The sequence below is a fragment of the Microlunatus sp. M237 genome, from assembly GCF_056896895.1.
This window is the reverse complement of record NZ_JBXHBL010000001.1, coordinates 834,603-846,662: the sequence shown is the minus strand read 5'-3', so window position 1 is coordinate 846,662 and position 12,060 is coordinate 834,603. Positions and strand designations below refer to the sequence as shown.

13 protein-coding genes are annotated in these 12,060 nt (G+C 70.2%); 6 read left to right on the top strand and 7 right to left on the bottom strand.

Annotated features, from left to right (window positions below; genetic code table 11):
* Window positions 1–7 precede the first annotated feature (7 nt).
* From gndA to AC1XX3_RS03985, 3 genes are read left to right on the top strand one after another with little or no spacing between them, the layout of a single operon-like run.
* Window positions 8–1,444 (top strand): NADP-dependent phosphogluconate dehydrogenase, encoded by a 1,437-nt coding sequence (gene gndA / locus AC1XX3_RS03995; protein ID WP_483319778.1) that lies wholly within the window; start codon window positions 8–10, stop codon window positions 1,442–1,444.
* Window positions 1,441–1,995 (top strand): gluconokinase, encoded by a 555-nt coding sequence (locus AC1XX3_RS03990; protein WP_483319777.1) that lies wholly within the window; start codon window positions 1,441–1,443, stop codon window positions 1,993–1,995. Before gndA ends, AC1XX3_RS03990 begins: the two co-directional genes overlap by 4 nt.
* Window positions 1,996–2,004: 9 nt before the next feature.
* The gene (locus AC1XX3_RS03985) at window positions 2,005–2,934 is read left to right on the top strand and encodes an oxidoreductase (protein WP_483319776.1); all 930 of its coding nucleotides are present in this window, start codon (window positions 2,005–2,007) and stop codon (window positions 2,932–2,934) included.
* Window positions 2,935–2,936: 2 nt separating this feature from the next.
* Here the strand turns inward: AC1XX3_RS03985 and AC1XX3_RS03980 are convergent, their stop codons facing one another.
* The 3 genes from AC1XX3_RS03980 to AC1XX3_RS03970 are packed head-to-tail and all read right to left on the bottom strand — an operon-like array spanning window position 2,937 to window position 4,471.
* The gene (locus AC1XX3_RS03980; RefSeq protein ID WP_483319775.1) at window positions 2,937–3,539 is read right to left on the bottom strand and encodes a DinB family protein; all 603 of its coding nucleotides are present in this window, start codon (window positions 3,537–3,539) and stop codon (window positions 2,937–2,939) included.
* 40 nt (window positions 3,540–3,579) lie between these two features.
* A complete protein-coding gene (gene mobA / locus AC1XX3_RS03975) occupies window positions 3,580–4,179 on the bottom strand; it encodes a molybdenum cofactor guanylyltransferase (protein ID WP_483319774.1) in 600 nt (199 codons plus the stop codon).
* A 37-nt stretch (window positions 4,180–4,216) separates the two neighbouring features.
* Window positions 4,217–4,471: a PLD nuclease N-terminal domain-containing protein gene (locus AC1XX3_RS03970; RefSeq protein ID WP_483319773.1), complete on the bottom strand. Its 255-nt coding sequence runs from the start codon at window positions 4,469–4,471 to the stop codon at window positions 4,217–4,219.
* 184 nt (window positions 4,472–4,655) lie between these two features.
* On the opposite strand from AC1XX3_RS03970, the gene AC1XX3_RS03965 reads away from it, so the two are divergent.
* Window positions 4,656–5,504: a CDP-alcohol phosphatidyltransferase family protein gene (locus AC1XX3_RS03965; protein WP_483319772.1), complete on the top strand. Its 849-nt coding sequence runs from the start codon at window positions 4,656–4,658 to the stop codon at window positions 5,502–5,504.
* Here AC1XX3_RS03965 and AC1XX3_RS03960 read toward each other — a convergent pair.
* On the bottom strand, window positions 5,482–6,210 hold the full coding sequence (locus AC1XX3_RS03960; protein ID WP_483319771.1) for a GNAT family N-acetyltransferase: 729 nt from the start codon (window positions 6,208–6,210) through the stop codon (window positions 5,482–5,484). The two genes, AC1XX3_RS03965 and AC1XX3_RS03960, sit on opposite strands and share 23 nt — an antisense overlap.
* A gap of 167 nt (window positions 6,211–6,377) precedes the next feature.
* On the opposite strand from AC1XX3_RS03960, the gene AC1XX3_RS03955 reads away from it, so the two are divergent.
* Window positions 6,378–7,829, top strand: coding sequence for an HNH endonuclease signature motif containing protein (locus AC1XX3_RS03955; RefSeq protein ID WP_483319770.1), 1,452 nt, complete (start codon window positions 6,378–6,380; stop codon window positions 7,827–7,829).
* A 73-nt stretch (window positions 7,830–7,902) separates the two neighbouring features.
* Here AC1XX3_RS03955 and AC1XX3_RS03950 read toward each other — a convergent pair whose 3' ends face one another.
* The gene (locus tag AC1XX3_RS03950; protein WP_483319769.1) at window positions 7,903–8,772 is read right to left on the bottom strand and encodes a glycosyltransferase family 2 protein; all 870 of its coding nucleotides are present in this window, start codon (window positions 8,770–8,772) and stop codon (window positions 7,903–7,905) included.
* Between the two features lie 41 nt (window positions 8,773–8,813).
* Here AC1XX3_RS03950 and cds1 point away from each other — a divergent pair, with 41 nt between their 5' ends.
* Window positions 8,814–9,971 carry an L-cysteine desulfhydrase Cds1 gene (cds1, locus tag AC1XX3_RS03945; RefSeq protein ID WP_483319768.1) on the top strand — a complete coding sequence of 386 codons (1,158 nt, stop codon included), beginning with the start codon at window positions 8,814–8,816 and terminating at the stop codon, window positions 9,969–9,971.
* A 16-nt stretch (window positions 9,972–9,987) separates the two neighbouring features.
* Here the strand turns inward: cds1 and AC1XX3_RS03940 are convergent, their stop codons facing one another.
* On the bottom strand, window positions 9,988–10,887 hold the full coding sequence (locus AC1XX3_RS03940) for a 1,4-dihydroxy-2-naphthoate polyprenyltransferase (RefSeq protein WP_483319767.1): 900 nt from the start codon (window positions 10,885–10,887) through the stop codon (window positions 9,988–9,990).
* Window positions 10,884–12,041: an AMP-binding protein gene (locus AC1XX3_RS03935; RefSeq protein ID WP_483319766.1), complete on the bottom strand. Its 1,158-nt coding sequence runs from the start codon at window positions 12,039–12,041 to the stop codon at window positions 10,884–10,886. Before AC1XX3_RS03935 ends, AC1XX3_RS03940 begins: the two co-directional genes overlap by 4 nt.
* Window positions 12,042–12,060: the final 19 nt, after the last annotated feature.

Genomic DNA, 12,060 nt, shown 5'->3' with positions numbered 1-12,060 from the left:
AGTTGTCATGGAGGACCTTGCTCAGATCGGCGTGACCGGGCTGGCGGTGATGGGCCGCAACCTCGCCCGAAACTTCGCCCACCACGGCTATCGGGTCGCAGTGCACAATCGCAGCAACGCCAAGATCCAGTCGTTGGTGGCTGATCATGGCTCGGAGGGGATCTTCCTCCCCTCGGAGTCGATGGCTGACTTCGTGGCCTCGCTCGCGCGCCCCCGCAAGGTTGTGATCATGGTCAAGGCCGGTGGGCCGACCGACGCGGTCATCGCCGAGCTCGTCCCTCTGCTGGAGGCGGGCGACATCGTCATCGACGCGGGGAACGCGCACTTCCCCGACACGATTCGCCGCGAGGCGGAGCTCAAGGCTCACGGCCTGCACTTCGTCGGGTCCGGGGTATCGGGCGGCGAGGAGGGGGCGCTCAACGGCCCGTCGATCATGCCGGGCGGCTCGCCCGAGTCGTATGAGACCCTCGGCCCGATCTTGGAGGACATCTCGGCCAAGGTCGACGGCGTCCCCTGCTGCACCTACGTCGGGCCCGACGGTGCCGGCCACTTCGTCAAGATGGTGCACAACGGCATCGAGTACGCCGACATGCAGCTCATCGCCGAGGCGTACGACCTGATCAAGCAGGGGACCGGCAAGTCCGCCGCGGAGATCGCTGACATCTTCCGCTCCTGGAACGAGGGCGACCTGGAGTCGTTCCTGATCGAGATCACGGCCGACGTCCTCAGCCAGGTAGATGCGGAGAGCGGCAACGCGTTCGTCGACGTCATCCTCGACCAGGCGGAGCAGAAGGGCACCGGCCGTTGGACCGTGCAGAACGCGCTCGACCTCGGCGTCCCGATCACCGGTATCGCCGAAGCCACCTTTGCCCGGGCACTGTCGGGTTCGGTGCCGCAGCGTGAGGCCGCGCGGGGCAAGCTGGCCGCTCACCCCGCAGACTGGTCGATCTCCGATCCCGAGCAGTTCATCGAAGACGTACGTCAGGCGCTCTATGCCTCGAAGGTGGTGGCGTACTCGCAGGGGTTCGACCAAATCGCGGCCGCCAGCGCCGAGTTCTCCTGGGGCATCGACCGCGGCGCGATGGCGCGGATCTGGCGAGGCGGCTGCATCATCCGGGCCCGCTTCCTCAACCGGATCACCGAGGCATACGAGCGCGATGCCGAGCTCCCACTCCTGCTGGCCGATGACTATTTCGCCGAGGCGGTGGGCTCCAGCCTGGCAGCCTGGCGCCGGGTGGTCGCCACGGCAGCGCAGAACGGCATCCCGACGCCCGCCTTCTCCTCGTCGCTGGCCTACTACGACGGCATCCGGGCCGAGCGGCTGCCGGCAGCGCTGATCCAGGCGCAGCGGGACTTCTTCGGCGCCCACACCTACCGCCGGGTGGACAAGCCGGGGACCTTCCACACCGAGTGGAGCGGTGATCGGAGCGAGCAGCCGGCATGACTGTCCCCGCAGTGCAGCCGGCCGGGCGCGACGACCGTACGGCGATCGTCGTGATGGGCGTCGCCGGCTCGGGCAAGACCACGATCGCCACCGAGCTGGCCCGCCGACTCGGCTGGACCGCGGCTGAGGCCGACGACTTCCACAGTGCGGCCAACGTGGCCACCATGGCGGCAGGCGTGCCCTTGACCGACGCCGACCGGTTGCCGTGGCTGACCTCGATCCGGGACTGGATCGACGGCGCCGACGGCAGTGTGGTGGTCACCTGCTCGGCGCTGCGCCGCAGCTATCGCGATCTGCTGCGGCAGGCGGGCAGTCGGGTGCGGTTCCTCCACCTGGACGGTGGCCGCGAGGTGATCGGGGAGCGGATCGGCCTCCGGACCGACCACTTCATGCCGCCGGCGTTGCTGGAGTCTCAGCTGGCGACGCTCGAGCCGCTGCAACCGGACGAGGACGGGGTCGTGGTCAGCGTGGCCGGGACGCCGGACGAGATCACCGACCGGGCCCTCGCCGCTCTGGGTCTGGCAGACGTCGGGGCGCTGCCGGGTCCGTAGAGTTGGCCCATGTTCTCGTCTTCTCCTGATGCCGGCCTGCCCGACCTCACCGGCCGCCGGGTCGTGATCACCGGAGCCAACACCGGCCTGGGTCTGATCTGTGCCCGCGAGCTGGCTCGGGCGGGGGCGGAGGTGACGCTCGCGGTCCGCGACCTGGCGCGCGGCCAGACCGCTGTGGAGGACATCAGGACCGGGCAGCCGGGCGCCCGGTTGGCGTTGCAGCAGTGCGACCTCGCCGACCTGTCCAGCGTGCGGCGGTTCGCCGAGCTGCAGGCCGACGCCGGACCGTTGGACATCTTGATCAACAACGCCGGCCTGATGCTGGTGCCACGACGAGAGCTCACCAGTGATGGGTTCGAGCTGCACATGGGCGTCAACCACCTCGGCCACTTCGCATTGACCGCCCAGCTGATGCCGGTGCTGCAGGCCGCTGCGGCCGGCCGCGTCGTCTCCTTGTCCAGCCTGGCCCACCGGCTGACCGGAGGGCTCGACCCCCGCCTCGGCGTGGAAGGACCGTACGCGCCGATGCGGAACTACTCGCAGTCCAAGCTGGCCTGTGCACTGTTCGGGTTCGAGCTGGACCGCCGGCTCAAGGCTGCCGGTTCCCGGGTCATCTCGGTGGTCGCCCATCCGGGGCTGTCCAAGACAGAGCTGTTCAGCCGGCAGTCCGCGCCGACGCCGTCCGACCTGTTCTTCCAGGTCGTCACCCCGCTCGTCGGCACCGACCCGGCGTCCGGCGCGCGACCGCAGCTGCGGGCGGCTACCGACCCCCGGCTGCGGGGCGGTGAGCTGATCGGCCCCCGCTTCCTGCTGCGGGGCAAGCCCAGCCGGGAGCACCCGGCTCGCAACGCGCGTGACCGGGCCGCCGCCGCGGTGCTGTGGGAGCGGTCCGAGGAACTGACCGGCGTCCGGTTCGAGCTCGCCGCCTCCACCGGCTGAGGTCAGCTTCCGCCGGCTCTTTGTTCCGCCTCCAGTGCGGCCTCCTCCAGCTGGTTCCGATAGGCAGCCCATTCCTGATCGCTCATGGTGGGCAGGTCGTTCTTGTCCCGGCCCGCCCGGCCGTCCAGCAGCTCACGGACCAGGTCGGCGTGGCCGGCGTGCCGAGCGGTCTCCGCGCACATGTGCACCAGGATCTGTTGCAACGTGACATCGCGGCGTTCCGGCGGCCACCACGCCACCACGCCCGGGGCGTCCAGATCGAGGGCGGCGATGGTGGCGTCGGTGTGCGCCGCGGCACGGTGGTGCAGGCCGACGATGAACTCCCGAGTTTCCGCCGGGGTCGCCCACATGTCGGCGTTGACGTCGGCATCGTCGTCGAACCAGGGGGTGGGCTCGCCGAAGGGTCGGTGAAAGACCTCCCCGAAATATCCGGCCGCCACGCTCGCCGTGTGCTTGACCAGGCCGAGCAGGTTGGTGCCGGTGCGTACGACCGGCCAGCGGATCTGCCGCTCCGTCAGCCCGTCCAGCGTCGCCAGCAAGGAGTCCCGCTCGCGGCGGAGATAGCGGTGCAGCGTCTCCTTGTGCAAGTCGTCGGTGGTTCCCATCCCGACAACGTAGCGGCCGGTACAGACAGCGCGCGCGGCCTCACTGGTCCCGGCCGTGGCGGCGGGTCCAGGCCGCGGCGTCCGCCGGGTGGTCGATGTCGGTGGTCAGCTCCTCGTCGAGTATCACCTCGGCGGGCGCCAGCGCGGCGACGAGGGAACGGGCGCGGGCACCGTCTGTGGAGCTGATCGGATGGGCGGCGAGCGCACGGAGCGCGGCGCCGCGGACGGCCAGCTGCAACGGCTGCGCCCGGCCGGTATGGTCCACCGCCACCACGGCATCCACTGAGCGTTGGTTCAGCTCCTGCAGCAGCCGCACCGCTGCGTCGCCTCCGGCGGGCGCGTCACCGGGCGTGGTCACCATCACGGAGCTGCCGCGGGCCAGGACGGCGCGGGCACCCGTCACCAGGGCCGCACCGGGACCGCCGTCCGGGTGGTCGTCGGGCACGAACTCGACGCTGCGCTGAAGGGTGCGCGTCGGACCGAGCACCAGCACCGGCCACGTACCAGGCACACCGCTCAACGCGCGGTCCAAGAGAGTACGTCCGGCCAGCTCCGCCGCCAGCTTGTCGCTGCCGAACCGGCGCGACGTACCGCCGGCGAAGACGACCAGACAGGGTTCGAGGACCGCGGCGGAGGTCACCGCTTAACCGGGGCCACAGCTCAGCCGAGCGCGTGGGTCACAGGCCGCGGAGGAAGTCGGGGTCATCATCGGGTGCCCGCGGCTCGCTCCGGTGCCGCTTGCCCAGGGACTGGGCGTTGGGACGACCGAGCAACAGCCAGCACACCGCGCCGGCCAGCGGCACGCAGATCACCGCCGTCGCCCACAGCCAGCGGGGCATCCGGCGGACGGCGTACGGCGGCGCCTGAGCCACTTCCACCACGCAGTAGATGGTGAGCAGTGCCACGATGATGACTGGCAAATATCTGCCCATGGCAGTAAGACTAGGCGGAATTGCCCCCTTCGCAAGAATTGAGGCCGTACGGGTCCGCCTTATGCTGTTCGCCATGCGCCCGCCCGAGCAGAGTCCCGTTGGTCAACACCAGCCAGGAGATCCGATGGCGGACCGCCCGGAGGCCGCGCCCACTGCCGCTCCGGGGCCCGAAGGGAGGCCTGTGGTGCGTACCAACCGTCCCACCATGGCCGAGCTCCGCGCCGTGGCGCAGCCCGAGGCAGTAGTCGGGCGGCGCAACTCCGAGCACTGGGCGGGAACGTACCTGCGCAAAGGGTCGATCTATCTGACCCGTGCCCTGCTGCCCACCGGGATCAGCGCCAATGCGGTGACCTGGCTGATGATCGTGATCGGGGTGGCCGCACCCATAGTGCTGATGGTGCCCGGGTGGTGGCCGGTCATTGCAGCCGCGGTGCTGATCCAGCTGCACATCCTGGTCGATTGCTCCGACGGCGAGGTCGCCCGGTGGCGGGACCAGCGCTCGACCAGTGGGGTCTACATCGACCGGGTCGGACACTACGTCGTCGAGGGTCTGCTGCCGATCGCGCTGGGGGTGCACCTCGATGGGGGACTGACCTCTGTGGGGGGCTGGACCACGATCGGTGCATTGGTCGCCGTGGTGGTGCTGTTGAAGAAGTCCTTCGGTGACCTGGTCCACGTGGCCCGGACATACTCCGGCTGGCCGAAGATGCCCGAGGATGCGGAACTGGCGGCGCCCCGGTCCGGTGGCCTGCGATCGCTGCGTGGGTTGCTGCGGTTCTTCCCGTTCTTCCGTGCCTTCGGCGCCATCGAGTTCACCTTGATCCTCGCCGTGGTCGCTACCGCTGACCTGGTGCTGCGCCTGATGGGGATCGAGTCCGATGTGCCCGGATCCGGCTGGTGGCGCGACGGCGACCAGCTGGCGTACGAGGCGCTGCTGCGGGGCTGGCTGCTGCTGGCTGTGCCGCTGTCGCTGGCCACCGCCGCCGGCTATCTGCTGTCAATTCTCTCGTCTAGTCGGCTGCGGCAGCCCTGACCGGGCGCGGGTCGGTCTGAGCGGCCTTGCTGTCGATCCCCAAGAAGCGGCGCAGGACCTCAGCGCCTTCGACTGAGACCCGCTCGTCTGGACGGATGAAGGTGGCAGGCGTCACCATCACGCGCTGCTCGTCCACTCCAACCTTGCCTTGCCGCGTGCGCTGCACAATCCGTTGGCGGCCGTTGTCGACATAGCCGACCTTACGACTGACCGCCGCCGATGCGTGGTTCCCCACGATGTAGCCCGACTCGCACTGGTCCGCGTCCAGCTCGTCGAACGCGAACCCGACAACGAGCTGTCGCATCAGCGTGCCGGTCCCCATCCCGTGGTGTGCTCGCCCCAGCCACGAGCCAGTCATGACATGGCGGGTCTGCGCGAAGTCCTTCGCGTGCAAGTCCTGCATGCCGACGAGATCACCGCTGCGACGAACCACAAGGGCGAGTCGCCACTCGTCAGGGGCGAAGGTCGCCCTCTGCGTCCACCACCAACCCAGGGAGCTCGTGGGGAAGCCGTCGGGAGATCCTGGCGCGAAGGGCTCCTCGTGCCAGGCGGTGAGGAAGGGCATGGGCAAGCCGGGAGCCACGATGCCCCCGCGGACGAGTTCGACGAGTTCGGGGAGGTCCTCGTCGCGCAGAACCCTGAGCTCCAATGGGCCGGATGAGATCCGCAGCGCGAACGGTGGGAAGACTTGCTCCAAGGTAAGCATGCTGCATCCTCTCCGAGAACGAGTGCTCGTGGACAGGGACTTTCCGAGCGGTCGAGGGTTCTTGAGGACCTGGTCAGGTGGCTGCTGCCTCCGCCCCGATGAGGGGGTGGCACCCACGCGTGTGGATGAATGAGAGAAATGTCAGTGGCGGATCCTAAATTGTACGTATGTTCGATTCGGGGATCGAGTTGCCGGCCGACACGGCCGCTGCTGCGGCCTGGGTGGCGGACCTGCACCGCTCGGTGGTGACCGCTGAGACTCAGCTGTTGGTTGCGGCTGCGCACTGGGCAGACCTGCACGGACCGGGGCCGGACGCTGAGGTTGGGGACTCACCGGAGCGTGAGCGGTTCCACCAGCCCGGCGGCGAGGGGACGCCGTTGGTGTCGGAGTTCGCCGCCGGCGAGCTGGGGGCGTTGCAGGAGACCACCGCCGGTGCTGCGTCGGCGCAGTTGGCGGATGCCTTGGATCTGCGGCACCGGTTCTCCCGGCTGTGGGCCCGGGTGTTGGCCGGGGAAGTCCGCGGCTGGAAGGCGCGGAAGGTCGCCCAGCACACCCGGCATCTGTCTTTGGAGGCGGCGGGGCTGGTGGATGCGATGGTGGCTGGTCCGATCGGGTCGATCTCATGGGCGCGATTCGAGAACTTGTTGCAGGCGGCGGTGATGAGCGCTGACCCGGTGGGGGCGCAGGAACGGGCGCGGTTGTGGGAGGCGGAACGGTTCGTCCGGGTCGGCCGCACCGAGGTGGGTGGGTTGAAGGTGTTGGTGGCCCGGGCGAACGCCGGTGATGTGGTCTGGTTCGCCGCGATGGTGAATCGGATCGCCGAGATCCTGCAGCTCGAAGGCGACACCTCCCCGGTGGGGGTGCGCAGGGCGAAAGCCATCGGGATTCTGGGTCAGCCGGCGACGGCCTTAGCGATGTTGCAGGCCCATCAAGGCGATGCGTGTGATCAGGTCGAGCCTGCCGCCCACGATGATTCAACCCACGCGGACACCCATGTGTCGGTGCGGTTCGACGGGCCCACCGGGTTGGATCCGGTGAAGGCTCGGCCGCAGACCACCCTTTACGTCCACCTCAGTCAGGAAGCGTTGACCACGGACGGTCCCACCGATCTCGTGGGCCGGATCGAGGGCGATGGGCCGGTCACCGTGGACCAGGTCCGCCGGTTCCTCCGTGACACTCCCAATCAGATCACCGTCCGGCCGGTGGTCGATCCGGATCCGGCGCCGGTGGATGCGTACGAGATCCCGCACCGCCACCGCGAAGCCCTCCGACTGCGCAACCCGGCCGACGTGTTCCCCTACGGCACCAGCCTGAGCCGAGGCATGGACCTCGACCACACGATTCCCTACGCCAACAACGGGCCTACCGGTCAGACCAGGCTCGACAACCTCGGCCCGCTGGACCGGCGTCATCACCGGTTGAAGACACACGGTCGCTGGCGGGTGCGACAACCGGCGCCGGGTGAGTACTTGTGGCGCTCACCGCACGGCTGGGTCTACCTGGTCACCAATCAAGGCACCCAACCGCTCGGCAACAACGCGTTCACTGAACGCATCTGGCAGACCGCCACCGCCATGCACCGCCAGTCCGCACGAGCACCGACAACTACCGCCGCCTAATGGCAGGCGCAGGGATTGCTGGTTCAGGCCATCGCGAGCGGACAGACGGTCTCTCGCCGGCGGGAGCGGTGGGTCAGATGACCGGTGGCTGACCGAGTCGGGCCAGCCGGCCCACCGTGCGCCAAGACATCGGCTGACGCCCACCGGGAGAGGTACGCCAGCCTTCCCGCCAGCCGGCCACCCAGCTCTTGGTGGACTCCCAGTCAGTGCCATTGCGGGCCAGCGAGATGACGGTCCAGACGCCGACGTAGACCGGGATCAGCGGCGCCGGAAGGTTGCGCCGGGCTACCCAGACCCGGTTCCGCGCGTTCAGCCGCTGGTAGTACTCATGTCGGCTGGCCGGCAGCGCTGGGTGGTGGACGATCAGGTCCGCCTGATACCACGCTTCCCAGTCGTGGTCCCGCAGCCGCCAGCACAGCTCGATGCCCTCGTGGGCATACCGGAAGGCGCTCGGGAAGCCGCCGACCTCGTCCCAGGCCTGGCGCCGGAACAGGGTGACACCTTCGGGGCAGGCGAAGGCCGGCCCGGAGACGGCCGGGTCGCCGACGCGCGCCCGAGGCACCCAGCGTCGCAGGGTGGTGCCGTCGGTGTCGGTGATCCGCGGCACGATCAGGGCCAGCCGGGGCGACTGCTCGAACAAGGCGATGGCGCGGCGGAGGAAGCCGGGGTCGGGGATCCACCCGTCGTCGTCGAGAAACATGAAGAAGTCGTTCTCGGTCTGGGTGACGGCGAAGTTGCGTCCCGCCGTGCTGCCCAGGTTCTCGGCCAGCCCGAGCGTACGGACGCCGTCCGGTACGTCCACCGGCTCCCAGCCCTGCCCGAGGAGGAAGACCTCCACCCCGGGGTAGTCCTGGGCGAGTGCGCTGCGCAGTGAGCGGTCCAGCTCGACCGGCCGGTCGCCCATCGAGAGCACGATGATGCCGACCCTGCGCTGCGCATCCATGGGGCCACCTTAGAGGGGACGCCGCAGTTATCGTTGCCCGCATGTCTGCCCACCGTCCGCCCGACCCGACCTCCCCGGCGCCAGGCCCAGACAGCCGCGACCGCTGTTCCGAGGCGGTCGCCAGCACCGAACGGGCCTGGCTGGCCTGGGCCATCGATCGGGTCGAGGCGGACGCGAACCGGAGTGCCGACACCCACCTGCACGTCTTCGACCTGCCCGCCGACTGGGGCGTCCAGCTCTATCTCAAGGACGAGTCCGTGCATCCCACCGGCAGCCTGAAGCACCGGCTGGCCCGGTCCCTCGTCCTCTACGGACTCTGCAACGGCTGGATCACCCGCGGCACCACCTTGGTCGAAGCGTCATCCGGGTCCACTGCGGTGAGCGAGGCCTACTTCGCCCGGTTGATCGGTCTGCCGTTCGTGGCGGTGATGCCGTCCTCGACGGTCCGCGAGAAGTGCGAGCTGATCGAGTTCTACGGCGGTCGCTGCCACCTGGTCGACGACCCGACGACCATCTACGCCGTCGCAGCCGAGCTGGCCGAAGCCAGTGGCGGGCACTACCTCGACCAGTTCACCTTCGCCGAGCGGGCCACCGACTGGCGCGGCAACAACAACATCGCCCAGTCGCTGTTCACCCAGCTGGAGCTGGAGGCCCACCCGGTCCCGGCCTGGGTGGTGGTGGGCGCCGGCACCGGCGGCACCAGCGCCACCATCGGTCGCTATCTGCGGTTGCAGAAGTACGACACCCGGCTCTGCGTGGTCGATCCGGAGAACTCAGCGTTCTATGCCGCCTGGGTCAGCGGCGACGCGACGGCTACCGCGCGCGGGTCACGGATCGAGGGCATCGGTCGCCCTCGGGTGGAGCCCAGTTTCGTGCCCGCCCTGGTCGACCGGATGATTCCCGTACCCGATGCGGCGTCGGTGGCCGCAATGCGGTGGACCACCGAACGGCTGGGCCGCTCGGTCGGCGGCTCCACCGGAACCAATATGTGGGGAGCGCTGCAGCTGGTCAGCCAGCTGCGGGCCCAGGGACGTAGCGGCAGCGTGGTGACGCTGCTGTGCGACGACGGCCGACGCTACGCCCGGACCTACTACGACGACGCCTGGGTGGCCCGGCAGGGATGGCAGCTGGCGCCATATCGGGCAGCGCTGGAGGAGTTCTGGCGTACCGGTGTGCTGGTCGAGCCCGTGCTCGACTGACGGCGCGCCGCGAGGGTCAGCGGCCGAGGACGAGGCCGGCGCCGAGGGTGAGTGCGTACGCCAGCTCGGCGGTGCCGGTCGACTTGAGCACGCCGATCAGCGCCGGGCCCGTGCCGCCGGACAGCACGGTGCGGACGGCGGGGAGCAGCAGCAGCAGCCCCAGCAACCCGAGCAGCGCCCACCAGGTGGCCAGGGCACCGAGGGCGACCGCCACCGCAGCGGCCAGCAGGACCAGGCCGACGTAGACCCGCCGGGTCGCGGGGGCCCCGATCCGGGTGGCCAGGGTGCGCTTGCCGGCGTGCGCGTCACCGACGATGTCGCGCAGGTTGTTGGCCACCAAGATGGCGCAGGCCAGGGCGCCGACGCCGACGCCGCCGAGCAGCGACGCGGCCGACAGCCGGCCGGTCTGCACCAGGGTGGTGCCGCCGACCGCGACCAGACCGAAGAAGACGAAGACGAACAGCTCGCCCAGGCCGAGATAGCCGTACGGCCGGCGGCCGCCGGTGTAGAACCAGGCAGCCAGGATCGACGCCGCGCCGACGGCCAGCAGCCACCACTGCTGCGAGAGCACCACCAGCACCACTCCGGCCACCGCGGCCACCCCGAAGCAGCCGAAAGCCGCCGCCTTGACCGAGACCGGCCGGGCCAGCCCTGACCCGACCAGCCGCAGCGGTCCGACCCGGTCGGCGTCGGTGCCGCGGATGCCGTCGGAGTAGTCGTTGGCGTAGTTCACCCCGACCTGCAGCGCGAGACTGACCAGCAGGGCCAGCAGCGCACGCGGCCAGGAGAACCCGTTCTCGAAGGCGGCCACGGCCGACCCGACGACAACGGGTGCTATCGCGGCCGGCAGGGTCCGGGGTCGCGCTCCGGCCAGCCACTGGCTCGCTGTCGGTCCGGTTGCCAGGTCGGCGCTCACAGCCGGCTCCTCTCGAGGATGGTGGGGTCGTCCTGCTCCACCCAGGAGACGAGACGTTGCCGATCGATCTTGCCACTGCTGGTGCGTGGCAGCGAGTCGACCCGGACCAGCTCGCGGGGGGCGGCATAGCCGGGCAGCGCCTGACTCACACCGTGCCGGACGGCAGCGAGCGTGGTCGCCGCGGTGGTCACTGCGACGACCCGGGTGCCCCACTCCGGGTCGGCCACCCCGATCGCGGCCGTGTCGGCGGCCGGCAGCACGGACATCAGCTGGCGTTCCACCGACGCCAGGTCGACGTTCAGCCCGCCGGTGATCACCACGTCGTCCACCCGGCCGAGGATGACCAGCCTGCCGTCGACCAGAGCGCCGCGGTCCTGGGTCCGCAGCCGTCCCTCAGCCAGGGCGGCAGCGGTCAGGTCGGGTCGGCCGCGGTAGCCGGCGAACAGCATCGGACCGCCGAGCAGCACTCGGTCGGTGTCCGGCTCCAGCGCCACGGTGGCACCGTCCAGCGGCACCCCGTCGTAGACACAGCCGCCGCACGTCTCGCTCATCCCGTATGTGGTGACCACCCGCAGCCCGTGTCGGCGGGCGGTGGCGAGCAGGGCGGGGTCCGCGGCGGCACCGCCGAGCAAGATGGCGTCGAGCCCGGTGAGCGCGTCGAGCAGGGCCGGCTCGTCCAGCGCTCGGCGCAGCTGGGTCGGCACCACCGACAGATATCGGCGACCGGTCAGCCCGGTCATGGCGGCGGGCAGGTCGAACAGGTCCGCCGCCGCCGTCCGCACGGCGGTGCCGGCGACCACGGCCCGGGCCAGCACCATCAGTCCGGCCACGTAATGCCCCGGCAGGGCCAGCACCCAGCTGCCGTCTCCACCGAGGCGCCGGCTGGTGGCCTCGGCCGACGCCGTGATGGCCGACCTGGTCAGCACCACCCCCTTGGGCGTGCCGGTGGAGCCCGACGTCGACACGACAACGGCTGCGTCGGCCTCGGTCACGGGCTGGTCCGGGGCGAGCATCGCGAGCGCCTGACGCTGCTCGCGCGAGCCGGGCGGCAGCGGTGCGATCGGTGGGCCGCCGGCCAGGGCCGCTGCCAGCCCGGCGTGTACGTCGGTGTCCGAGACCAGGCGCAGCAGCGGGGTGGCGGTGGAGCGGTTCACGCCTCCAGTGTGGCCGTCC

Bases quoted from the DNA above. Each gene is read 5' to 3' on its own strand.
- AC1XX3_RS03960 (WP_483319771.1), bottom strand. From the start codon at position 6,210: ATGCTTACCTTGGAGCAAGTCTTCCCACCGTTCGCGCTGCGGATCTCA.
- cds1 (WP_483319768.1), top strand. From the start codon at position 8,814: ATGTCTGCCCACCGTCCGCCCGACCCGACCTCCCCGGCGCCAGGCCCA.
- AC1XX3_RS03985 (WP_483319776.1), top strand. From the start codon at position 2,005: ATGTTCTCGTCTTCTCCTGATGCCGGCCTGCCCGACCTCACCGGCCGC.
- AC1XX3_RS03950 (WP_483319769.1), bottom strand. From the start codon at position 8,772: ATGGATGCGCAGCGCAGGGTCGGCATCATCGTGCTCTCGATGGGCGAC.
- gndA (WP_483319778.1), top strand. From the start codon at position 8: ATGGAGGACCTTGCTCAGATCGGCGTGACCGGGCTGGCGGTGATGGGC.
- AC1XX3_RS03980 (WP_483319775.1), bottom strand. From the start codon at position 3,539: ATGGGAACCACCGACGACTTGCACAAGGAGACGCTGCACCGCTATCTC.
- AC1XX3_RS03970 (WP_483319773.1), bottom strand. From the start codon at position 4,471: ATGGGCAGATATTTGCCAGTCATCATCGTGGCACTGCTCACCATCTAC.
- AC1XX3_RS03955 (WP_483319770.1), top strand. From the start codon at position 6,378: ATGTTCGATTCGGGGATCGAGTTGCCGGCCGACACGGCCGCTGCTGCG.
- AC1XX3_RS03990 (WP_483319777.1), top strand. From the start codon at position 1,441: ATGACTGTCCCCGCAGTGCAGCCGGCCGGGCGCGACGACCGTACGGCG.